Genomic DNA, 23882 nt, shown 5'->3' with positions numbered 1-23882 from the left:
GTTTAACTCTCCTTTTGTCTGTCTTCCGACGGAATTATAATCAGCGAAAAGTAGCTGGACTGCTCTTTCAGTTCTTTTAGGTCCTGATATACCCTTTCATTTTCCATGGTGGCGCATTCTACCATCATAGCTTTCTTGTCAGCCAGCTGATCTTTAATCTTCATGATGGTTTTGCCTGACTTCATCAGCACTTTCGTGCCTTCCAGTTCTTCCGCCTGACTTCCTTTATAGGTCGCCGGAATGATGTGCAGCATTTCCTCACGTTCGCAAAGAGATATATTCAGACTGGCCGCCGCACCGCAGAAGGACGGAACGCCCGGCACCATTGCTGTCTGATAACCCCGCTGGGCGAGTTTTCTATGCACGTACATGACTGTGCTGTAAATTGCCGGATCTCCTAAGGTCAGAAACGCCACATCCTTTCCCTGCTCTAAAATTTCGGAAATGGCATCAGCAGACCTCTCGTGACAGCGATTAAGCTCTTCTTTATCTTTAATCATGGGCATATCGCATTCCAGGATTTCCTTGTCCAAGATGTAATCTCCCGCAATTTTCAGCGCCACGTTTTCTGCTGCTCCGCTTCTTGGCACTGCAATAACATGACAGTCTTTCATTACATTGATGGCTTTCATTGTAAGCAGCTGTGGATCTCCCGGTCCCAGTCCTACTGCATAAAATTTTCCACTCATATCTGTTTCATATCCTTTCGTATCATTTCAGCAAGCCGGTCTGCACCAGGGCTTTTCATAATATGGTTTCGATCTGTAGTAAACAATACCGTCTCAACTTTCACCTGTCCTTTCAGCCTGAAATGGAGATGGTACAGAACCTTTTCCAAAATCCTTGCTTTTACTTCCTCATAATAATTTTTTTCCTGAATCAGAGCAAACGCCTCATCGGTGGTAATACACTCTGCAATTGCTTTTACAGTATCGCAGTCAGCACCGCAAACGGCACTATGCATACCGATAATCTCCATTCTGCCATCAGCGTAAGAGGAATGGGTATTCATAATCCCTGCTGCCAGCTTGATCAGCTTGCCTGTATGGCCTACCAGAAGTATTTCCTCAAACCCCTTAAACTTAATGTAATCCAAAGCTTCTCCAATATAGTTAGAGATGGATACAGCCTTTGCGATATCCAGTCCCAGATACTCACGGCAAAATTCCCTGCCGTAATTTCCCGGGGCGATAAGAATCCGCTTCGGATTCTCCTGATACTGTTTGTCGATCACAGTCTTAATCGTATCGACAAGAGCCTTTTCACTCATAGGATCGACAATACCTGTCGTTCCCAGAATAGAAATCCCCCCAACAATCCCAAGTCTTGGGTTATATGTTTTTTTTGCAATCTCCGCACCGCAAGGCACAGAAATTTCTATATATATAGGTTCCTCCTCTTTTCCGTACTTCCTGCGTATCCTTTGCACATTTTCAAAGATCATCTGCCTCGGCACCGGGTTGATGGCAGGCTCTCCTACGCTGCACTGCAGGCCTTTTGCTGTAATAATGCCTATGCCGCAGCCGCCCAGCAAGGTAATACGATCTCGAGTTTCTGCTAAAGTTCCCGATGAAATCGGCTCCTTGCTGACACAGGCTGAAATTCCTGCGCCATGGGTTGCATCAGGGTCATCGCCTCCGTCTTTTATCACCGTGCAGCAAACCGTACCCTTATCTATATCTATTTCACTGACCTGCATGGTCGTTTTCTCTCCTGCAGGCAATATAACCTCCGCCTCAGAGACTTTCTCTCCAGAAAAAAGCATAGCCGCTGCCGCTGCAGCTGCAGCAGCAGCGCAACTTCCGGTTGTAAAACCGTATTTTAGTTTTTTTCCATTTTTGACGGTAAACTTCTCCATATTATCCTTTCTGCAGGCTTTTCCTGCAATGAATAATGTTGCAATAGAAAAACCCGAATCCACAGGATTCGGGTTCAAATTTATCTTGCATTAAGTAAAACTCTTCGCACTGTCTCCTTCTTTTCCGTTTTGGGAGTCCAGCCGCCGAAGAATTTACTATTATTACCCTAAAACTCATATCCTGTGACTTTCATGGTAAAATATTGGGATGTCTTCCGACTCTGACGTCAACGCTCTTATGCGCCTTCCCAGGAACGATTCCCAGTGACCGGCCATATGCCTTGCATAAAAACTCCGTCATTACGGCAGCAGGACTGTTCAGGACTCTCACCTGATTCCATATTACGATTTTATCAACCAATATTTTCAAGTTGTTTAACAGAATTATATTACAATCGTTTTCGGCTGTCAACTGCAATTTGCACCAGCTTGAAGCAGCCGTTTATCGGGATGCTTATTTAAGCTTTTCAAATGCCCTTGCTGTATGCTGCGCAAAAATTTCTCTGATTGCAGGAATCTGCCCCATGCCTCGCAGTACACACTGCACCGCATAGCCCTCTTTTTCCAGAATCGTTTTCCATGAATCTTCATCATCACTTGCCATATCGTTATTGGCATGATCGCCTGCAACAATCATTAAAGGCTGCAGCACAATTTTTTCATAACCGCCTTCCTTTAAGGCAGGAAGAATATCTTCCAGCGTTGGTACCGCTTCCACAGTTGCGATAAAATAGTTGTGGTGTCCCTGTTTTCTGAGCTCATCTTGCAAATCAAAGTATACCCTGTTTGCCTCAACACCTGTTCCATGTCCCATCAACACCACGGCCGTCTTTTCATCCGTATGCTCTTTTGTGTCTTCCACCATGGCAGCTGCAACTTTCTCAAAATCCTCTTTATCAGTTAAAAGAGGTTCTCCAAGTACTGCAGCTGCAAAAAGATCTCTATGTTTTTCCACATCGCGCAGAAGGTCGTGATACTCTGTTCCATTCATCAAATGTGTCGGCTGTATCACCAGCTTTCTGAATCCATCTGCTGCTGCATGCTGCAGTGACTCAGCTTCGTTGTCGATATGAAGTCCATCTCTTTTCTTTAGCTTATTAATAATCATCTGACTGGTAAAAGCACGCCGCACCGGATAATCTGAAAAAGCATCCGCAACTGCCTGCTCAATAGCATCTATTGTGACCTTTCTATTTTCGTTATAGCTGGTGCCAAAGCTGACTACCAGAATCGCGGTGTCTTGTTTCTGATTCATCTTTTTATTCCTCTTACTTTCCTTGATTACTATTTTTCTTTTTATTTTTCTCCTCGTAGTATTCCTTTGGCGTAACGCCAATCTGATAGAGAACGTTACCCCAGGAACCGCATTTTTCGTGCAAATCCTGCCGCAGCTGTCTTGGCACTTCCTTTTTCATAGGAATTTTTCCGTTTTTCAGATAGATATCTTTTACCATACCAAGGCGCTTTCTATCATCTTCATCCAGATTCAATACCTTATAATAGCAGCCATAGAGACTGTCAGAATGATGCCTTCGATTTTCTGTCATTCTATGGTCGATATAAATATCGTGAAAAGGCTCCATTCGGAGGACCGGTTCCAAATCAATCTGAAACAGCGCATTGCGCCAGGAGCCGCATCGCTCTATGAGCGCCTGCTTAACAGCCTGTTCAATTTCTCCATGAAGAGGACTTCGTCCTATTTCATGAGCAAAATTTCTAACTGCTTCCAGCATATTGATATATTCCAGTTCTAAATCAGGAATCTTATAGACTGCTCTTTTAAGAAAATCAGCATCCAGCTTTGCAGCTTTAATAACAGAAGTCCAGCCGCTGTAATATTTTTTGATTTCCCTGCAAACCTCAGGCAGATCTCTGGGATGCGGAATTTTCCCAAGCTCCAGTGCTTTTTCTCTGACCATGTCAAGAAGCTTTTCCTTATGCAATCGCTCTTTTTCCATCTGCTCCATAGTTTTTCCGCCTTTACCTGCTGACGCGGAAAGCCCTGCAGCACGAAGCGCATAAGGCCATTTACCAAACCTTTGTTTGATGTAGTCTTTCAATATCCAAAATACTTCTCCCTGCGTAGGGCCATACCCCAGTTCTGACGCTAAACGCCTTAGATAAGCGAGCAGTTCTTCATCAGAAAAGCTTTGGTAGACACATTTGCCGTCCGGACTTGCTAATGCATAATTTTTCCAGACAGCAGAAGTTTTGTCATTCTGCCCGTATTTCCTGTCTGGATTTCGACTGATCTTTTCAATCAGCAGCTTCTTCCTTAGCTCTAACTCTCTTTCTTCCACTTTGATTTCTCCTAAGCAAGTTTTAATATTAGAATAATAAAAATGCTGTAGCAAAATATGCTACAGCCCGTATTTTCTGTATCTGTCGTTTAGGAAACCTGATAACCGTCAGGCGCACTCCTAGTATTTCAAGCAGGTCTTCTGGCTCGGATATCTTCATCATGCACACCTTCCCAGACTATCTGTCCAGTGGTATTTCGGCATGACTCCTTCCTTACAGCGGCGGCAACCGCACAGGATTTGCACCTGTTTCCCTCTTTGCTGTTAAAACAGACAAGAAATACTTGTCATTCAGTTGTTATTTCAAAGCATCAACGCTTCTACGCTGACATTGTATCATATCAAATCGCATTTGTACAGAATCTTTTTTTGCCCCTATCCTCCGCTTGACAAAATACAACCTCCGGTAATATAATGAGGTTACAATTGAATGTATAAGGGTCCCTTTCAAGGGGTTTAAAAGAGAAGCAGGTGAAAGTCCTGCACGGTCGCGCCGCTGTAATGACGTAGCCCTATCTTAATTTATGTCACTGGGAAACTGGGAAGGCAAGATAAGGGTGCCAGATGTCTAAGTCAGAAGAACTACCCAAATACAGCCAATTTACATAGGTTACGAACGATGACCGGGTGTGAACACGAAACGGAAAGTATTTTTTGCATACTTTTCTATCGCTGCACCTGTCATAAATGACAGGATTTTTTATTGCGTAGAGATACAACATTTCGTGTTTTGTTCATTTGTTTATCAAGAAAGGAGATACTTTATGACAAAAAGGCAAAAATTATTTTTATCAATTGTAACAGTTTTTTCACTGGTCTTTGGTATGGTTCCCACGGCAAATGCCATGCACATTATGGAGGGCTACTTACCCGGAACCTACTGTCTGGTATGGGGAGCGATATGCGTTCCATTTCTTATCTGGGGTTTTTTCTCCATCAGAAATACCCTTACAGATAATAGAAAAATTATCACTGTACTTGCCATGGCAGGTGCATTTATCTTTGTAATTTCCTCGCTAAAAATTCCATCGGTTACAGGAAGCTGCTCTCACATGACAGGAACCGGTCTTGGCGCAATCCTTTTCGGTCCTGCAGCAGTCAGCATTTTGGGAATTATCGTACTTTTATTTCAGGCAATTCTGCTGGCTCACGGCGGTCTTACTACCCTTGGAGCGAACACTTTCTCCATGGCTATCGCAGGACCTTTTATCACCTATGGCGTGTACAAGCTATGCAAAAAGTTAAAGGTAAACAAAATGTTTTCTGTATTTCTGGCAGCTGCCTTAGGTGATTTGCTTACATACTGCATTACCAGTCTGCAGCTGGCTCTGGCTTATCCTTCAGAAGTAGGAGGTGTCGGTGCTTCTCTTGCGAAATTCATGGGTATTTTTGCTACGACGCAAGTACCTCTTGCTATCGTAGAAGGCATTTTGACTGTTATCATCGTCATCGGTTTAGAATCCTTTGCGAAACCTGAACTGAAATCAATCGGATTTATCAAGGAGGGCAAATAATATGGATAAGAAGAAATCTAAAAAGGGTCTTGTGGTTCTGCTTCTGATTCTGGCAATTCTCATCGCAGTCGTACCCTTCTTAATGCTCAAAGACGCTGAATTTGGCGGCTCTGATGACGCTGCTGGCGGCGCTATAGAAGAAATACAGGGCGGTGAATATGAACCTTGGTTTACACCGATTTTGGAAAGCTATCTGGGCGGTGAAATTCCCGGTGAAATCGAAAGTTTAATTTTCTGCGTACAGACCGGTATCGGAGTCGGCATTCTCGCCTTCTTTATGGGTCGGTTTTACGAAAGAAAAAAATGGATGAAGGATGAATAAATAAATTATGATTATTGTAGATAAGCTGTGCTATTTGTCAAAACTCAGATATGTAAACCCCATGGAAAAGTTCGCTTTTGCAATGCTGACTCTCATTTTTTGTATTGTCAGTCGTTCCATTGCTATGGGCGTCTTTGTCATTGGAGTCAACAGCTGGCTAACCATTGTTCGCGGCGGTATTTCCGCTGCCAGATACAGAAATTTGATGATGGTCCCCCTGGCCTTTCTCATACTGAGCACTACTGCCATTATCATCAACATCGGAAAACATCCCCTTGACGCCTTTGCAGTTCCTATTGGAAGCTGGTACGTCACTGGAAGTTTTGCAGGCATTTTGCACGGGGCACAGCTTATCACTACAGCACTAGCCGCCGTATCCTGTCTATACTTTTTATCTTTTAATACTACTATGACAGATATTCTAAGCGTCCTCAGAAAGCTTCATGTGCCAGCTCTTATGATAGAGCTCATGCTTCTGATTTACCGGTATATCTTTGTGCTGCTGGACGTAGCCTACTACATTTCCACTTCACAAAGCGCCCGCCTTGGACACAAGGATTTTAAAACATCAATAAAATCTTTTGCCTCTATGGTGCAGGCGCTGTTTATCAGATCTATGAAGCGTTCCAGAAATCTTTATGACGCTATGGAGTCCAGAGGATATGATGGTGAAATTAGAGTGCTGGAAGAAAGCCATCCCACTAGCAAAAGAAATATCTACTACATTGTACTTTATGAAACTGCCCTTTTGGCTTTTACTTTATGGTTTAAATTATGGAGATAGGAGCTTCCGCGAAAGACATGACGAAAGATATTATCATTAAAGCAGACAATTTATTTTTTTCCTACGACGACGAAAAAAGCTATTCCTTAAACGGACTCAGTCTGGAAATTGAGCGTGGCCGCAAGGTTGCCTTTATGGGTGCAAACGGCGCTGGAAAGTCTACTTTTTTCCTGTGCTTAAACGGCATTCACAAACCTTCAGAAGGTACACTCTACTTAGACGAAAAGCCTGTGGACTACAGCAAAAAAGGTCTTTTAGACCTTCGAAGCAAGGTAGGCATTGTCTTTCAGGACCCGGATAATCAGCTGTTTTCTGCCTCAGTGACACAGGAAATTTCTTTTGGCGCTCTTAACATGGGAATGAGCGAGCAGGATGCACGCAAAGAGGTCGCAAAAGTCATCGAAACTCTGGAAATTACAGATTTTCAGCATAAACCCACCCACTCTCTTTCCGGAGGTCAAAAGAAACAGGTTTCTATTGCCGATGTTTTAGTCATGCACCCGGAAATCATCATTTTAGATGAACCAGCTTCCTCTCTCGATCCTAAGCATACAATCATCGTCAACAAAATTGTGGATATGCTCGTAGAACAAGGTATTACAATTCTTATGTCCACCCATAACGTCGATTATGCTTTGGAATGGGCTGATGAAATCGTATTAATTGCAGAAGGTAAAACACTGATGCACGGCACTCCTGTCGAGGTTTTTTCAAACGACACTATCTTGCAGCAGACCAATTTAAAAAAGCCTGCAGCCATGGAGCTCTTTGAAAGCCTCGTAAAAAAAGGCATCCTGCCTGCGGATCTGCCGGTACCAAAATCCCTGAAGGTTCTTGAGGAATATATTAGTGCGGTTTAATTTTGCAACCCTGTTAAACTCTGGTTTGCAGGAAAACACTAGCGTTCTGCTACTTGCGGAAGATTATTCAAGCTTACAGCTTCCAACGTCTGCAGTTGTTGTATCGTCAGTTGACGAAGCAACTCCATTCTCTCTTTTTGATTTTTCCCTTGGGTAATCAGAATGGCATTATAACTCTCTAAATTTGCAAGCACCAAAAGCTGATTTAGTGTCGCACCATCTCTCATATTTCCTTTTACCATAGGATTTTCGACTTTCCACTGCTTCGCTGTTTTTCCAAATAAAACAACATTCAACATGTCAGCTTCATTTGCATATGTATAAGCAATCTGCGCAGGCGTTAATTCCGGTGGAATAAGATTTTCTTTAATTGCATTCGTATGTATCTTATAATTTAATTTGGAAATTTCTCTATTCAAATTCCAGTTCAAAGATAATCGACTATTCTCGTCCGTCTTCAATCTTCTGTAATCTTTCATTATATATAACTGAAATTCTGGCGAAATCCACGTTGCAAAGGACATTGCAATATCACTATGGGCATATGTTCCTCCATAACGTCCTGCTTTTGAAACAATTCCAATAGCTTCTGTAGCTTCTATCCATTTCTTTGGTGACATTGTAAATGCATTTGCTCCTGCCTGTTTTCTAAACCCCTCGAATTCGAGGGGTTTAAAATCCGGATTATGGAGTTTTTCCCATAATCCCAAAAATTCTATCACATCCCGATTTCTCATCCAATTTTGAATAACTGCTGTTGGGTCATCACTCTTATACCGAGCAATATCTGTTAATGAAATGAATTCATTTTCAAAATCCTGTGTGTAAATTCCAATATCTATTCCATTCGCATGAATCGTATCCTTGATTACTTTCCCCATTGTTCCTCCTGCTATTGTGTCATTATAATCTCACTAAAAAGAAACCCGCCTGCACATAACTATAATGTTAACTCTTTAGTAATTCATTATAGCTATTTTGTTCGTCTTTTGCAATGTAAAATCAACTCAATTATAGCTTTTTCTTTCTGTACGAATGTTGATTTTGTCACTTCACAATTTCTTCCGTACTCACCTGCAAAACAGTTTTTAGTTTGAGTCTTTACATCTTTATAGTCGCCTAATGCTAACAACGTTTGAAATTTCTTTATAGCCTTCTCATAACTGGAGATGAATTTTTTCCCCATCAATTTAGTAGCATTAGATTCCTGCAGAAATGCATATATAATAAAAAAACTCCTAAAATATGCATAATTTTTCGACCATACATGCATATTTTCAGGAGTTTTCTTCAAAATATGTACAACTCTCTATATATTCAGCTAAAATTTCCTATAAACGACATGAGTTTTCTTAAAAAAATGCATATATTCGAAGTTTATCGTCAAAATATGCACGATAATGTGCATATTTTAAGTATTTTTTCAAAATATATGCACACCGCACCTACGCCCTGCTAATAAGCTTTCCATATACCCGCTTTAGCATCCACGGTTCGCTGACGCGCTGCGCAAGCTGACTGACAGGAATCCACTGCACTCCGCTGTTTTCATCTGCTTTAACAGAAAGCGGCGCATTTTCATCTGCCTGCAGCAGGTAGGTCAAATTCAAATGAAGGTGTGACGGCACGTAATCGCCGCGTTTTTCATGACCGTCTACGGTGATAATTTCAAGAGAAAACGGTACACGCCGCAGCACCTTGAAATCCTGCACCCCAGTTTCTTCCTTTGCTTCACGGATTGCAACAGAAAGCAGATCGGCTTCACCGTCAGCGTGACCGCCAGTCCAGGCCCAAGAGTCATACAGATTGTGGTAGACCATAAGTACTTTATCGCCACCATCATTGACAATCCACGAGGAAGCTGTAAAATGTGCAGTCAGATTCTCCCGCACCAGACAATTGTCGTTTTCTTGTAAAAAACGAAGCATAACTTCCCTATCCCGCGCTTCCTGCTCACAGCCCGGCACAAAATCTGTAATGACAGAGCAAAGATTACTCAGCTTCGGATTCATAAAATTTCTCCTTCCAGGCTGAAGGTGTTGCTCTTTGTAATCTTTACATCTACCAGCTTTCCTGTCATGTCAGTCTCGTTACGGAAGTTCACCAGCTTAAATCCATCGGTTCTTCCTGCAAAAGTTTTACTTCCCGTTTTGCTCGGTCCTTCTACCAGCACCTGCTGCACAGTTCCCACATAGGCGGCGTTCTTTTCTGCGCTGATGCCGTTCATCAATTCTACCAGCCGATTAAACCGCTCATGCTTAACTTCCTCTGGAATCTGATCCTCATACTTTTCCGCCGGCGTGCCCTTCCTGATGGAATATAGGAAAGTAAAAGCGGAATCATAGCGTGCTTTGCTGACTAAATCCAGCGTTTCTGCAAAGTCCTCTTCTGTTTCTCCCGGAAATCCTACAATAATATCCGTTGACATAGTGATGCCAGGTACAGCAGTTTTCAGCTTCTCAACAAGAGCCAGATACTGCTCTTTATCGTAGTGACGGTTCATGGCTTTGAGAATCCGGCTGCTGCCTGACTGTACCGGCAGATGAATATTCTTGCAGAGCTTATCGCAGTCCACAAATGCCTGGATTAGCTTATCAGACAAATCTTTCGGATGTGAAGTCATAAAACGGATCCGCTCAAGCCCTTCTATTTCATTGAGCATATAGATTAACGCTGCAAAATCCACCCCATCTGCGCCTTTATAAGAATTGACATTCTGCCCTAAAAGCATGATTTCCTTAACACCATCGGCTACCAATTCCCGCACTTCACGGAGAATTTCTGAAGGTTTTCTGCTCCGCTCTCTGCCTCTGGTATACGGCACGATGCAGTAAGTGCAGAAATTGTTGCAGCCAAACATGATGTTGACCAGCGCCTTGCTTTCGTAAAGCCGCTTCGCTGGCAGTCCTTCTACGATCTCGCCGCCGTCTGGCCAGATTTCCACCTGCTTCTTTTTCTCGTTGAGCGCATTGTCAATCAGTTCTGGAAACTGATGAATGTTGTGGGTTCCAAAGATGATATCTACCCATGGATACCGGGCTTTAATGGTATCAATAACGTGCTGCTGCTGCATCATACAGCCGCAGACGCAGACCAGGAAATTGGGATCGTCCTTTTTTCTGTGTTTCAGCTGTCCCAATGTGCCAAAAAACCGTTTATCCGCATTATCCCGTACACTGCAGGTATTGATAATGGCAACGTCAGCGTCTTTTCGCTCCTTCACCGGCGTAAAGCCTTTTTCTAAAAGCATGCCTGCCATGACTTCAGAATCGTGCTCATTCATCTGACAGCCAAAAGTTGTAATGTGAAATGTCTTCTCTTTCATGAACCTGATTTTGTCTCTCTTTCTACTCAATTATTCTTCATACTTTCGTCAAACTCTGCTTTAATAACAGCTAAAAGCTCTGGATCACAGAGGATTTCCAATCCTGTCAGTGCCAAAGCCTCCGCTCCCAAACGAATCGCCCTGTCTCCTGCTTCCGTAACAGTCACATCAGCAAACTCATTGGTATGCAACTGCAAATCCGGACATCCTAGACCAATCCATGGATGAATCGCTGGTACAACCTGACTGACATCTCCCATATCCGTAGAACCTGTACTGTCAATGTGAGGCATCTGCCCGCCTCCAATAGCCATATAGTGCTTATCAAAGATATTCGCCAGCGTTCTGTTGGTAACCATATTTTTATTGCCCGGCTCATTGTTCCAGATTTTGTAGGTTGTGCCTACTGCCGCGCATGCAGCCTGCGCGCACCGTTCAAACAAATCGCGTATTTTTCGGATATCCTTCATAGAACTTGCTCTTACCAGATATTTGACAGACGCGTGAGCAGGAATCATACTGCACTTCTCACCGCCATCTACAAATACACCGTAAATATTGGTATTCTTCAAATACTGCTTCTCAAATCCAATCAAACTATAAAAATGAACTGCCGCATCCAGCGCATTGATGCCGTCTTCCGGCGCTGCGCCCGCATGGGAAGCTTTGCCGTAGAATTCAACCTGCCACGCGTCCAAAGCTGTTGTCTTTCCGCTGGACAGATTTACAGGATTCGGATGAACTGTCATTGCTACATCCACCTGATCAAAAACTCCGTTTTCCGCCATAGGCGCTTTTGTAACAAAACATTCCTCCGCCGGTGTGCCAAACAAAATTACCTTACCACCGGTTTCCTTCACCGCCTCCCGTAGCGCAAATGCTGCTCCCATTGGCGCTGTCGCTATGATATTATGACCGCAGCCATGACCCATAGACGGAAGGGCGTCATATTCACAGGTCAGTCCGATAGAAGGACCCGGTCTTCCGCTGTCATAGACAGCCTGAAAGCTATATGGTATGTCTAAAATATTCCGGCTTACATCAAAGCCGTGCGTCTCCATGGTTTTTGTCAGCAGCGCGCTTGCCTTTTCTTCTTCACCGCCAATCTCCGGATTTTCATACAGATAGGTTCTGATGGAAGTCAATTCCTCCATGTTCTGTTCAACAACCTCAATCATCTTTTCCTTTAATTTGATATCCACAGACCACACCTCTTCTCTCATCAGGATATCTTTATCATACCACAAATGACTACTTGTTACAATTTTTCTTTCAACAGCTCCACCATCAAATTACCATCAATATTACCGCCGCTCATAATCAGAGCAATATTTTTGCCGCCGATTCTTTCTGCCTCATCCATCACAGCGGCCACAGCAGCCGCGCTGGCGCCTTCTACGATATACTTTTCCTCTTTTATCATGTGTTTTACCGCCTTACGTATAGACCGTTCTTTTACCTGAATGAAATCATCTACATAGTCTTCCAGAATCTCATAAGCGAGTTTTCCAACGCCGCCAACCAATGCGTCGCAAATCGTATCGCCAGTTACCGGATATTCTTCGTAGAACACATGGTCGGAAAAGGATTTGATCATAGCCGGACAGGCCTCTGTCTGCACGCCGATGATACGAATCTCTGGCTTGATTGCCTTTGCCGCGACAGCTATGCCTGTGATCAGACCGCCGCCTCCGATAGGAACAACGATGGTATCGACAGACGAATTTTGTTTGAGAATTTCCACGGCAATTGTTCCTTGCCCTCCATAAATCTTAGGATCATCGTAATATGCGTCAATGTAGGTCAACCCATTTTCCTGAATATATGACATGCCCAAAGCATGAGCCTCATCATAGTTTCTCCCCATCAAAAGCGCATCGGCCCCATAAAACTGAATCTTGTCTATCTTCGCCTGGGGCGTAGTCTCAGGCACAATAACCTTTGCATTTTCGATACCCAAAAGCTTTGCGCCATAGCTGACAGAGGCGCCGTGATTCCCGGAAGAAATCGTTGCTACGCCTATCTTCCGTTCTTCTTCTGTCAGCGTTGTCATCTTGCTCAGCGCCCCTCTGATTTTGAAGCTCTTTACCGTTTGATTACATTCCAGCTTAAAATAATACTGCCTGCCAGTTTCTTTGCCAAGGTAAATAGACGGTTCTAAAGGCGTTAAATAAACGTAATCGCGAATCCGATCATACGCCTCAAAGACTTCGCGTGCTGAAAATGGCTGTTGTTTGTGATTCATTACTTGTACCTCCTGTTTCAAAAAAGAAAGCATCCCTGATCTGCCCCTCCACGAAAGTGGCCCTAACGGGACAAAACCGGCATGCTGTCATATCCTTACCCGGGGGTAAGAAAAGCGTTCATGTGATTAAATTAATATACATTATAGACAATGAAATGACTTGTGTCAATGGAAAAAACAGTTAATTTTTTCCTACTTTTTCTCCTTTGAGCCTAATCAACACATATTCGCACTTTCCTTCCGTCCGCACCGGATAGCCCCAGCCTGTAAAGCCAGAGGAGACGATTACTTTGCACGTTTCACCATCATATAATCCGTAGTTATAGCTGCCGCTTGCCTGCAGCAATAACCCGAGCGGCCAGATCTGCCCCGCATGGGTATGACCGGAAAGCATCAAATCCACGCCTGCAGAAGCACATTCCCCCACATCAACGGGTTGATGATCCGCTACTATGATATACTGTTCATGGCTTACACCCTGCAGAATCGCTTCCATCGAATTTCGTTCGCCGGGCAGCCCATAACCGGCGTCATCCCTGCCAACCAAAACCAACGTGTCGTCAATTTTCATAAAAGAATCTGCCAGCAGTATAATCTCATTTTCCGCCAAAACCTGTTCCAGGTCTTGTCTGCTGTAAGCCTTTTTCTCTGTATAATTCTGCAGATCGTGGTTTCCATAAACATAGTAAACGCCGTATTTAGTATCGACATTGCCGAAAATGCGAAATACATCCTCCATCTGTGCCCGGCTCGTACCCTCCTCGACGATATCACCGCCCAGTATGAGTACATCCGGTCTGCGCGCACTGAGCGCCGCCATCTCTTTTTCTAAAAGTTTTGTGTCCTGCACTGTACCGTAATGAGTATCCGTAACCAATGCAATTTCATAGGTTCCAATGCGTTTTTCCGACGTTATTTCATACACGGTTTCATGAATTCGGTCCATATTCACCGCACCGAAGCCAATCAAAAGAATCGCCATAGCCACGGGAAGCAGACAACATTTTCGCTGCAAATTTACAATCTTTTCATCACGCTCTTTCCACCTGCGCCATATGGACCGCAAAATCCAGAACAATAAATGCAATATTCCAGCGAACAGAAGCGTATAGAGGATAGCTAGCGCCAGTACGTGCATTGGATTTGTACAGATGCCTGCCGACACCAAAGTCAGCAGCCAGTGAAATGCTCGCACTTTACTTTTTTGCAGATCTAAATGCAAACAGGTAAAAATCTGCTGTAAATACCGATACGCGCAGAATCCTACCAATATAGTCACAAGTCCTAAAACGACGTAAAACATTTTCTCTCCTTATAAAAGATCATACAGCCTGTACATCGCAAGCAAATTCTGATACGTCAGCTTATTCCCCATGAGCTGCCGGTAAGTAGCAGACTTTTCTTTTCCATCGGCTTTCAGCGCTGCCATCTTTTCCTTCGTTTTGTCATATTCCTGCTGTACAAAGGTCAGCATTTTCTCAAAGGCCGCCAGCCGTTTTTCGTCCATCTGTTCCATTTGCTCCCTCTACTTTCTCACTTCATAAGCGATATAACTGTGATCGAACACGTAACCCAGCTGCTGCGCCAGCGCCAGAGACGCTTTGTTATGGGCGTCCCAGCTGGGATAGAGTCCCTGTTCCAAACATCTGCAGATCAGCGCCGCGCCGCATAGGCGAGCAAGCCCTTTTCTGCGCCAATCGGCTCTGGTGTCGATTTCAATTTCAATGCCGCCATTGTAGACGCTGTAAGAGGACGCGCCGCAAACCAGCTCCCCATGATGTAAAATTGCTGTTCCAACGCCTTTCTCACGGTATACTTCGTAATCCGCATACTGTGACACTAAATCCCGGCTCCACTCCATGGATTTTGCCCGATCAAAAATTATTTCATCGATCGGTGCAAGGGTAAAGCCTGCAGGCACCGCAGAAGCCAATTGGCGAAGCCTTGCCAGATCAAAGCTGGCGTCCTTTTGGGTGGCATAGCGGGTAAACTTCTTTGCCCGTTCTCCGAAAAAATCCTCAATTAAATCACCCAGCGCGTCGCTTGCCGGAACCATGATACAAAAGTTGTGACAGCCACCCTTTGCGAAGGATGTCAAAAAATCAAGAGAAGGCGCTCCCGCTAAAAAGCAGAAATCGCCCAGCACTGCAGCCGCCGATTTCGGATGCACTGCGTCATCTGTATAAATCTCGCCCATGATGCCCTGCAGGCAGGACCAAATCATAGTCTCATCCCAGCCTGCAAACAACTTCGCAAGGCTTCGATTTTTCGCGTTCCCATCAAAACGATACATCGTTACCTCCTATAAAACTTACCCTATTGGAGTTCCAGTCTCAATCCTACGCCGACTTCAACAACCGGCAATTCCGCCAGCATTGCCGCCTTTGCCGCAAGGGACACACAGTGACACGGATACAGTCGTTTTACGCCGCAGGATTTCAAATATTCAACCGCCTTATCCAGCTGCCTGCCCTTTTCAAAGAGATGAAAGCCTCCGATGATGCCGGCAATTCTGCTGTCACCGCAGACCTTCTTTGCATATTCTACGATGTTGCAAATTCCGCTGTGAGAGCAGCCGGTAATGATAAACAGTCCCTCTTCCCCGCGGTACGCCAGTGCTGTATCGTCCATGACATAGTCATCTTCCCAAAGGCCATCCTTCAGCCTGCGCCCGACAGGTTCTGATGCCTCAAAGTCATTGCCTCTAGGAATTTCACCAAGCCATACCAGCTTATCGATCAGATTAACAGGCTCACACGTTGTCGTAAGCTTCGTCCACAAAGCAGCATCCGCAAGAGAAAAAGGCGCACCAAAGCTTCCCGTTTCATCTTCCCGCGGCAGAAAGCAGTCTGGGTGTGCAATCAAAGAAACTGCCGACAAATCAGCCCTGTCTTTTAAAAACAACAACCCTCTGGTATGATCGTTGTGTCCATGGGAAAACACAATCTTCGTCAAGGAGGATAAATCTATACCCATCAGCTCCGCATTTTTTAGAAGCACATCTGAATAGCCGCAGTCGAAGAGAATCCGCTCGCCGCCCTCCTCAATATAAAAGGCTGCCGCTGGTTCTCCCAGATAATATTCGTCGATGTAAGTATTGTTATCTACCAGCACTTTCAGTTTCACTATACCGGCTCCTTTCATTATAAACACAGCCGGAAGATTTCTCTCCCAGCTGATTCCATCAGTCGATATGTTTTTCGTTCTTTCGATCTCTGCCCATCAAAAGCTCCACAGCGTCCTTTGCGGTGATTTTTTCGTTGATACAGTTGTAAATGCACTCGGTAATCGGCATTTCTACACCAACTTTCTGTGCCAGCTGATAAGCAGCTTCTGCCGTGAACATGCCTTCTACGACCATGCCGACTTTTTCAACTGCGTCACTGGGTTTCATGCCCTCACCGATCATAATGCCGCAGCGGCGATTTCTGGAATGCATGCTGGTACAAGTTACGATTAAATCACCGATACCGGTAAGACCTGAGAACGTTGCAATATCTGCGCCCAGTTTCGCGCCGAGACGGCACATTTCTGTAATGCCGCGGGTCATCAGCGCCGCTTTGGCATTATCCCCAAAACCAATGCCGTCAGAAATACCAGCGCCCAGCGCGATGATATTTTTCAGAGAGCCACCCAATTCCACACCACAGACGTCATCATTGGTGTACACTCTGAAACGCTCTGTCATGAAAATATCCTGAATGTACTCTGCCAGCACCATATCCTTAGAAGCCACCGCAACCGTCGTCGGCATCGCCCTGCCTACTTCCTCCGCATGAGATGGACCGGAAAGTACCACATATTTTACATCCGGTTTCAGAAGATACGCGATTTCGCTCATACGCATCAGTGTTCCCTGCTCAATTCCCTTTGCCACGTTGACAACAACCATGTCATCCTCAAGAAAAGGAATCGCTTTTTCAAAGGCACTTCTAAAATGCTGGGCTGGTGCGGAAAACAGTGCAATATCTGCGCCAGCAAGCGCTTCTTCTGTAGATTCTACAATCTGCAGATTATCACAGAATTTGATACCCGGCAGGTACCTGACATTTTCTCTGTACGCCTGCATCTCTTTTACATGGTCCATGTTGACATCACACATTTTAACCTGATGTCCCTTATTGCTCAGTGTAATTGCAAGAGCTGTTCCCCAGCTGCCTGCACCGATAACACCAATTGTTTTCATCTTAATTTCCTTCTTTCCGGCTACTTGTCAACTTTCTTCCCCAAGCTAAGCCTGCTTTCCTCACCTTTTACAATACGTTTAATATTTCCGCGATGTGCATAGATTAAAAGTACCGCCATGACAATACCGATATAGAAAAAGTCCGGCTCCATAAAATATGCAAACACGGGAAATGAAGCTGCTGCTGTGATAGACCCAAGGGATACCATACGGGTCAAAGCCACCACCACAGCCACCACTAAAAGCGCAAGAAGTGCCAGCTGCCAGTTGACGCCAAGAATTGCGCCAAAGGCAACGGCCACGCCCTTTCCGCCTTTAAATTTAAACACGATAGGCCAAATATGCCCCACAAATGCCGCCAGCGCGCAGAACATTGCTGCAGGCGGCGCAGCAAATGCAAATCCTATCTTAACGGCAATAAATCCTTTGCCGATATCTACAATCAGCGTAATCATCGCCGCTTTTTTTCCCAGTACGCGAAGAGCATTGGTCGTTCCCGCATTGCCGCTTCCCTCTTTTTTGATATCCTTACCGACCGCTCTGGCAAGAAGCGTTGCCGGGGAAATATTCCCAAGGAAATAGGCAATGACAATAACAATGACAAACTGTAAGGTTTCCACTACTGTTCCTTCTCTCCTTTTTCTCTGAACACAAACTTAATTGAGGTTCCTTCAAAACCAAAGCCTTCTCTGATTTTGTTTTCCAGATATCTGGCATAGGAGAAGTGCATTAAATCCCGTTTGTTAATCTGGAAGGAAAACAGCGGTGGCTTTACACCTACTTGGGTTACATAGTAAATTTTCAGCCTTTTTCCCTTATCCGATGGCGGCTGTTTCATCATGGTCGCATCGGTAACAAGACTGTTCAGCTGACCGGTCGGCACCCGCAGGGCTCTTTTTTCTGCTACATACTTTGCCATCTTGATGACGTCAAAAACCCGCTGCTTATCTTTGACAGAAATAAATACCATCGGCGCATAGGACATGAACTGAAGTTCTGCCTCAATTTCCCGTTTAAAGTCGCGCATCGTGTTGGTTTCTTTCTGAATCAGATCCCACTTATTTACGACAATAACTATGCCCTTGCCTGCCTCGTGAGCAACGCCTGCAATTTTCTTATCCTGCTCAGTCACGCCTTCCTCTGCATCAATCATCAGAAGACACACGTCGCAGCGCTCGATAGCTGCAACGGCGCGAATCACGCTGTAGCGCTCAATATCTTCGTTGACTTTGCTCTTTCTGCGAATACCAGCCGTATCGATTAAGGTATACTGATCGCCGCCCCACTCAAAAGGTGTGTCGATAGAGTCTCTGGTCGTTCCTGCAATTGGAGAAACGATAACTCTCTTTTCTCCAATCAGGCAGTTGATCAGAGAGGATTTTCCTACATTTGGCTTTCCAATGACAGCAACCTTAATGTCATCCTCCTCATCTTCATCAAGACCCTTTGGAAAGCTCTCCACAATTTCATCCAGCACATCGCCGAAGTTGAGCATATTGGCTGCGGAAATAGCGATAGGCTCGCCAATTCCCAGCTCATAAAAATCATAGAAATCATCGGGCAGATTTCTTGGATTATCAATTTTATTAACAAGAAGCATGACCTTTTTGCCGGTTCTTCTCAGCATCATCGCTACTTCGTTATCGGCATGGGTCAGACCTTCTTTTCCATCTACCATAAAAAGTATTACATCAGCCATATCCATAGCTGTCTGCGCCTGCTCTCGCATCTGAGAAAGAATCACATCTTCACTATCAGGCTCAATACCACCGGTATCAATTAATGCAAAGTGAATGCCGTTCCACTCTGCCTCCGCATAAATTCTATCTCTGGTTACGCCGGGGGTGTCCTCTACGATGGAAACTCGTCTGCCCACCACTCTGTTAAAAAAGGTGGATTTTCCAACGTTTGGTCTGCCCACTACGGCTACTATCGGTTTACTCACTAAAAATTCCTCCCGCAAATTCTAACGGATCAAACTCTTTCAGGTCTTCCATTCCCTCGCCTACACCGATATACTTAATCGGAAGGTCAAATTCATCCGCAATAGTGATGGCGATACCGCCCTTAGCTGTGCCATCCAGTTTCGTCAGCACAACACCGGTGATTTCTGCCACTTCGTTAAATTCCTGTGCCTGAGAAACAGCATTTTTACCTGTAGTTGCATCCAGCACCAGCAGAGTTTCTCTTGCTGCCTCAGGAAACTCTCTGGAAATGACCTTGTTCATCTTTTCCAGTTCGTTCATCAGATTTTTCTTGGTCTGCAGTCTCCCTGCAGTATCACAGATCAGCACATCCATGCCCTTAGCCTTTGCTGACTGAATAGCATCGAATATAACTGCCGAAGGGTCTGCCCTCTCCTGGTGGCGCACAGTGTTGACGCCGATTCTCTGTCCCCAGATTTCAAGCTGCTCTCCTGCTGCTGCTCTAAATGTGTCCGCCGCACCCAGCAGTACGGTCTTTCCTTCGCTTCTCAGCTTATGCCCAATCTTTGCAATGGACGTAGTCTTTCCGCCGCCGTTAATTCCAATCATCAGAATCACCAAAGGCGTATCTGCGCAAAGTTTGTTCCTCTCACCTTTGTCCATCAGCTGTGCAATGACCTTGGCAAGCGCTTCCTTGATATTCTCAGGCTTTGTGATGTAGTTTTCCTTGATATACGCTCTCAGGTTTTCCATGATTTTCATGGTAGTATCCATGCCGATGTCCGATGTAATTAATATTTCTTCCAGTTCATCCATCAGGTCTTCATCAATCTCTGGTCTCCCCATGATGGCATCGCCGATTCGCTCGGACAATTTACCAAAAAAACCTTTTTTCTCTTTAAATAATGCCATAAATTTATCCCTTTCCGGCTTTCACCGTATTTTACTTAATCCAAATTATAATGCAAAATCATCACCAAGACGCAGGCTGAGAACCTTGGAAATTCCCTGCTCCGGCATGGTTACACCATAGAGCACGTCTGCATGCTCCATAGTCGCCTTCTGATGGGTAACCAGTGCAAACTGAATGTTATCGAACCTGCGCAGGTATTTTGCAAATCTGTCGATGTTAGCATCGTCCAGCGCTGCTTCTACCTCGTCCAAAATGCAGAACGGCGTCGGCTTTGTTTTCAATACCGCAAACATCAGTGCAATGGCAGTCATAGTTTTTTCACCACCGCTCATTAAATTGATATTCTGCAGTTTCTTGCCAGGCGGCTGCGCAATAATATCAATTCCTGATTCAAGCGGATTGTTCTCATCTTCCATTCGAAGTTCTGCATGACCGCCGCCGAATAACTCGCGGAAAATGACTTCGAAGCGCTCCACAACCTGATCAAAATTCTCCTTGAACTTAGTCTTAATGGTGGTATCCATCTCTGTGATGATACCCCGCAGCTCGTCCATAGCGGTCAGGATATCCGCCCGCTGACTCGTTAGGAATTCATAGCGTTGACTTACCGTTTCGTATTCCTTGATGGCACCCACGTTGACCTCACCAAGCTCTCTGATTCTATTCCTGATGTCTCTGCTTTCCTTTACAGAAGTGCTCATGACAAAATCTGGATTTCGCAAATCTACTGCCTGTGCGTAGGAAATCTCAAAATCCTCCCAGAGTCTTTCTTTCAGCGTATCCAGCTGCGTTTCGTTCTTTGCAACCTTGATCTCCAGCTGATATTTCTGATCCTGACAGCTATTGAGTCTCTCGTTATATCCCTGCTGCTCCTTGGTTACACTGCTGAGCTTTTCAGCCAAAAGACTTCTCTGACTTCCAATCTCTTCGATATAGTTTTCTGTATTTTGCTTTTCTTCTGCAAGCCTTGCGATATCTTCCTCTGCGCCGTCTGTGCCAAAGAGCAGTCTGTTCTTCTCTTCTCCCAGCGCTGAAAGCTGTCTTTCTTTTGTTTCAATCTGAAAACGATAATCCTCTGCTGTCTCAGAAATTCTCGTAAGCAAGCTCTCTATATTGTTCTTCTTGCTTTCCCATTCTGTAGCGGCAATTCTGGTCTTTGTAATACCTTCGCTTGCTTCATCAATGACAGCCTTTTTGGTCTCGTAGGCAGCCATAGCTTCCTCAATCATGTGATTTAGAGTCTCAATTTGAGTTTCCGCCTGCCTCATTTCTTCGAGGAGAGTTTCTACTGTTGCCGCAGCGTCTTTACTGTCTTTCTCAATGGAAGAAAGCTCCTGCGCAAACCTTGCGCTGCTGTCTGTAATCTGGTTAAGCGCATCTTTCAGCGCAGTAATTCTGCCCGCAAAGGATACCTGTTTCAATTCTGTATCTCTCTGACGCTGACGTAATTCTGCAAGTTCACCGTCAAGAACCTCTGCTTTTTCTGCCGCTTTGCGGTTCTCCTCCGCAGCTTCTGAAAGTTCTGCTCTCAAGGCTTCGATTTCTCTCTCTAAAGTCGTAATTTCACTGCGCCGTTCAAGAAGATTAGCCGTTTTGTTCTTGAATTTACCGCCGGTGATAGCGCCGCTGACATTGATAATTTCTCCATCCAGCGTTACAAAACGAAGTCCGGTTCCTGAAATTTTGGAAAGTCTGATTGCGGCGTCCATATCCGCTGCAATTACAACTCTTCCCAGCAGATATTCAAATATATTTCTGTATTCATCTCTGCAGGTAATGCAGTCCGCTGCAAGACCTTTATAACCGGAATCGGCAGCAATCCGCTGATCAATCTTTGCCCTGCCTCCTTTTATAGAAGCAGCTGGAAGAAAAGTAAGACGTCCCGCTTTATTTTCTTTCAGTTTTGCAATGGCACGTTTTGCACTGGGATCATCATCACAGATAATGTTCTGCATCTGTCCTCCAAGTGCCGTCTCTATAGCAACTTCAAGTCCTGTTGGAACCTCCATCAGCTCGGCAACCACGCCGGAAATACCAGAAAGTCCGCTGCGCATGATATACTTTACCGCATAGTTATAGCCTTCATAATTGTTTTCCATCTCTTCAATGGTCTTTTTTCTGGCAACCTTCTGACTGCCGGAAAGCTTCAGTTCCTCAACTCTGGCACCGCTCATCTTTCTTCGGTGTTCCAGCTGTTTTCTTTCCTCCGTCAGTGCCGAAATCTTCGCCTTGATTTCGGCCAGCAACTGCTCATTCTGACGGCTTTCAGCCTCTGCCTTTGCAAGCATTCCATTGCTTTCTTCCTGGCTTTCTGCCGCACCATTTGCTTCCTCATTGAGCTGCTCTTTGCGCTTTTGCAAAGTCTCACGAATACTTTCGTAACTCTTTACCTCACTTTTTTTAGAAGCATTCAAATTATGCAGGCGAAACATTTCTTCTCTGCTGTTATCAATGGTATCAGTCAGCTCAGAAGCCTCACGTGTCAAAGCACTGTGTGCTGTCACCTGCTCCTGCAGCAGTGCTGCTGCCTCTTCATGATTCCGCGCAATCTCTTCTTTAGATTTTTCAAGCTGCGCCTTATTTTCTTCTTCGCGTGAAAGACGACCCGACAGTTCCTCAATTTCGCCTGTCAATCTGGCGCTGTCCTTTTCGATACCGGAAAGGCGCTCCTTGCTCAACTGACTTTCGCTGCTGCGGCGGTTCATTTCTTCCACGATATGTAACAGCTTGTCCCTGGCTTCGTTGCCCAGTTGTTCCAGATGTTCGTTCTTTTCTCTATCAGCTTCTGCTTCCTTGTCGATATTTTTCTTCTTCTCAGTGATTTCCGCAAGTTCTTCAGAAAGTCCTGCAATGTCTTTCTGATAAATATCATTCCTGGACAGAATATTATCTATATTCTTCAGTGTGATATTGATTTCTAAATCACGATAGCGCTCTTTCAGCTCCAGATATTCCTTTGCCTTAATACTGTCTTCCCGAAGCCCATCGATTCTTCCCTCAATTTCTGAAACGATATCGTTGACTCTATCAAGATTATTGCCGGTGGATTCCAACTTTCTCTCAGCTTCTGCCTTTTTGCTTTTGTACATGACAACACCGGCAGCTTCCTCGAAAATTTCTCGTCTGCTCTCCGGTTTGTTGCTGACAATATCTGCAATTTTACCCTGCCCAATGAGAGAATATCCGTCAACACCGATTCCGGTATCCATAATCAGCTCTCTGATATCTCTCAGCCTGCACTGATTATTGTTGATAAGATATTCACTTTCACCGGAGCGATACATTCTTCTGGTAATGGCTACCTCGTTATAGTCGATGTTCAAAATACCTGTCGAATTATCAATTACTAAAGTAACCTCAGCCATCCCACGTGATTTACGGCTGGCTGTTCCTGCAAAGATAACCTCTTCCATTTTTCCGCCGCGAAGCGCTTTCGGACTCTGTTCGCCGAGCACCCATCTGATGGCGTCGCTGATATTACTTTTTCCGCTTCCGTTGGGGCCTACGATACAAGTTACACCCTCGTGAAACTCTATAACTACCGGTTCAGCAAAGGATTTAAACCCATGCATTTCTAGCCTCTTAAAATACATACTGACCTTTCCTCTTTCTACTAAGTTATGTTTTTCTTTGTCTCATACTAATTTCAT

The 23882-nt window shown here is 44.7% G+C and carries 22 protein-coding genes and 3 riboswitches; of the genes, 4 read left to right on the top strand and 18 right to left on the bottom strand.

Annotation, left to right across the window (positions count from 1 at the left end; genetic code table 11):
• Window positions 1-2: 2 nt before the first annotated feature.
• The 4 genes from cobI to V1225_RS09235 all read right to left on the bottom strand — a co-directional run bounded on the left by cobI (window position 3) and on the right by V1225_RS09235 (window position 4158).
• Window positions 3-689, bottom strand: a complete 687-nt coding sequence (gene cobI / locus V1225_RS09250; protein WP_251615584.1) for a precorrin-2 C(20)-methyltransferase — start codon at window positions 687-689, stop codon at window positions 3-5.
• Window positions 686-1858 (bottom strand): cobalt-precorrin-5B (C(1))-methyltransferase CbiD, encoded by a 1173-nt coding sequence (gene cbiD, locus V1225_RS09245; protein ID WP_161907537.1) that lies wholly within the window; start codon window positions 1856-1858, stop codon window positions 686-688. The genes cobI and cbiD overlap by 4 nt, the downstream gene beginning before the upstream one ends.
• 187 nt (window positions 1859-2045) lie before the next feature.
• A riboswitch (cobalamin riboswitch) is annotated at window positions 2046-2235 on the bottom strand.
• Window positions 2236-2312: 77 nt separating this feature from the next.
• Window positions 2313-3113 (bottom strand): sirohydrochlorin cobaltochelatase, encoded by an 801-nt coding sequence (locus tag V1225_RS09240; protein ID WP_160202215.1) that lies wholly within the window; start codon window positions 3111-3113, stop codon window positions 2313-2315.
• Between the two features lie 13 nt (window positions 3114-3126).
• Entirely contained in the window at window positions 3127-4158 is a 1032-nt protein-coding gene (locus V1225_RS09235) for a hypothetical protein (protein WP_161907538.1), read from the bottom strand.
• 113 nt (window positions 4159-4271) lie between these two features.
• Window positions 4272-4452: riboswitch (cobalamin riboswitch) on the bottom strand.
• A 127-nt stretch (window positions 4453-4579) separates the two neighbouring features.
• Window positions 4580-4763: riboswitch (cobalamin riboswitch) on the top strand.
• Between the two features lie 159 nt (window positions 4764-4922).
• Between V1225_RS09235 and V1225_RS09230 the strand changes: the two genes are divergently transcribed.
• Genes V1225_RS09230 through V1225_RS09215 form a run of 4 tightly spaced genes read left to right on the top strand, consistent with a single transcriptional unit; the run spans window position 4923 to window position 7638 of the window.
• Window positions 4923-5672 carry an energy-coupling factor ABC transporter permease gene (locus V1225_RS09230; RefSeq protein ID WP_160202217.1) on the top strand — a complete coding sequence of 250 codons (750 nt, stop codon included), beginning with the start codon at window positions 4923-4925 and terminating at the stop codon, window positions 5670-5672.
• A gap of 1 nt (window position 5673) precedes the next feature.
• Window positions 5674-5994, top strand: coding sequence for an energy-coupling factor ABC transporter substrate-binding protein (locus V1225_RS09225; protein WP_161907539.1), 321 nt, complete (start codon window positions 5674-5676; stop codon window positions 5992-5994).
• Between the two features lie 7 nt (window positions 5995-6001).
• The gene (gene cbiQ / locus V1225_RS09220; protein WP_251615590.1) at window positions 6002-6778 is read left to right on the top strand and encodes a cobalt ECF transporter T component CbiQ; all 777 of its coding nucleotides are present in this window, start codon (window positions 6002-6004) and stop codon (window positions 6776-6778) included.
• A 17-nt stretch (window positions 6779-6795) separates the two neighbouring features.
• A complete protein-coding gene (locus V1225_RS09215; RefSeq protein WP_251631713.1) occupies window positions 6796-7638 on the top strand; it encodes an ATP-binding cassette domain-containing protein in 843 nt (280 codons plus the stop codon).
• Between the two features lie 38 nt (window positions 7639-7676).
• Here the strand turns inward: V1225_RS09215 and V1225_RS09210 are convergent, their stop codons facing one another.
• From V1225_RS09210 to smc, 14 genes are all read right to left on the bottom strand, one after another.
• Entirely contained in the window at window positions 7677-8519 is an 843-nt protein-coding gene (locus V1225_RS09210) for a KilA-N domain-containing protein (protein ID WP_251615593.1), read from the bottom strand.
• A gap of 564 nt (window positions 8520-9083) precedes the next feature.
• Window positions 9084-9650 carry an NUDIX hydrolase gene (locus tag V1225_RS09205; protein WP_160202221.1) on the bottom strand — a complete coding sequence of 189 codons (567 nt, stop codon included), beginning with the start codon at window positions 9648-9650 and terminating at the stop codon, window positions 9084-9086.
• On the bottom strand, window positions 9647-10963 hold the full coding sequence (gene miaB, locus V1225_RS09200; RefSeq protein ID WP_161907551.1) for a tRNA (N6-isopentenyl adenosine(37)-C2)-methylthiotransferase MiaB: 1317 nt from the start codon (window positions 10961-10963) through the stop codon (window positions 9647-9649). The genes V1225_RS09205 and miaB overlap by 4 nt, the downstream gene beginning before the upstream one ends.
• Before the next feature lie 26 nt (window positions 10964-10989).
• Window positions 10990-12165, bottom strand: coding sequence for a M20 family metallopeptidase (locus tag V1225_RS09195; RefSeq protein ID WP_338546220.1), 1176 nt, complete (start codon window positions 12163-12165; stop codon window positions 10990-10992).
• A 56-nt stretch (window positions 12166-12221) separates the two neighbouring features.
• Window positions 12222-13208, bottom strand: coding sequence for a threonine/serine dehydratase (locus V1225_RS09190; RefSeq protein ID WP_338546218.1), 987 nt, complete (start codon window positions 13206-13208; stop codon window positions 12222-12224).
• 181 nt (window positions 13209-13389) lie between these two features.
• The gene (locus V1225_RS09185) at window positions 13390-14511 is read right to left on the bottom strand and encodes a metallophosphoesterase (protein ID WP_338546217.1); all 1122 of its coding nucleotides are present in this window, start codon (window positions 14509-14511) and stop codon (window positions 13390-13392) included.
• Between the two features lie 9 nt (window positions 14512-14520).
• Window positions 14521-14724: a hypothetical protein gene (locus V1225_RS09180; RefSeq protein WP_338546216.1), complete on the bottom strand. Its 204-nt coding sequence runs from the start codon at window positions 14722-14724 to the stop codon at window positions 14521-14523.
• Window positions 14725-14733: 9 nt separating this feature from the next.
• Window positions 14734-15501 carry a GNAT family N-acetyltransferase gene (locus V1225_RS09175; RefSeq protein ID WP_338546215.1) on the bottom strand — a complete coding sequence of 256 codons (768 nt, stop codon included), beginning with the start codon at window positions 15499-15501 and terminating at the stop codon, window positions 14734-14736.
• Between the two features lie 23 nt (window positions 15502-15524).
• Window positions 15525-16334 carry an MBL fold metallo-hydrolase gene (locus V1225_RS09170; RefSeq protein WP_338546214.1) on the bottom strand — a complete coding sequence of 270 codons (810 nt, stop codon included), beginning with the start codon at window positions 16332-16334 and terminating at the stop codon, window positions 15525-15527.
• Window positions 16335-16392: 58 nt separating this feature from the next.
• A complete protein-coding gene (locus V1225_RS09165; protein WP_251615623.1) occupies window positions 16393-17394 on the bottom strand; it encodes an NAD(P)H-dependent glycerol-3-phosphate dehydrogenase in 1002 nt (333 codons plus the stop codon).
• Window positions 17395-17414: 20 nt separating this feature from the next.
• On the bottom strand, window positions 17415-18014 hold the full coding sequence (plsY, locus tag V1225_RS09160; protein WP_160202232.1) for a glycerol-3-phosphate 1-O-acyltransferase PlsY: 600 nt from the start codon (window positions 18012-18014) through the stop codon (window positions 17415-17417).
• Complete coding sequence (gene der, locus V1225_RS09155) at window positions 18014-19339, bottom strand: ribosome biogenesis GTPase Der (protein WP_161907559.1); 1326 nt, start codon at window positions 19337-19339, stop codon at window positions 18014-18016. The genes plsY and der overlap by 1 nt, the downstream gene beginning before the upstream one ends.
• Window positions 19332-20231 carry a signal recognition particle-docking protein FtsY gene (ftsY, locus tag V1225_RS09150; RefSeq protein ID WP_338546211.1) on the bottom strand — a complete coding sequence of 300 codons (900 nt, stop codon included), beginning with the start codon at window positions 20229-20231 and terminating at the stop codon, window positions 19332-19334. Before ftsY ends, der begins: the two co-directional genes overlap by 8 nt.
• Window positions 20232-20276: 45 nt before the next feature.
• Window positions 20277-23825 (bottom strand): chromosome segregation protein SMC, encoded by a 3549-nt coding sequence (gene smc, locus V1225_RS09145; RefSeq protein ID WP_160202235.1) that lies wholly within the window; start codon window positions 23823-23825, stop codon window positions 20277-20279.
• Window positions 23826-23882 lie beyond the last annotated feature (57 nt).

Origin of the sequence: Emergencia sp. JLR.KK010, from assembly GCF_037018265.1 — a bacterium.
Classification (GTDB): Bacteria; Bacillota; Clostridia; order Peptostreptococcales; family Anaerovoracaceae; genus Senimuribacter; species Senimuribacter intestinalis.
This window is presented reverse-complemented; position numbering and strand designations above follow the sequence as displayed.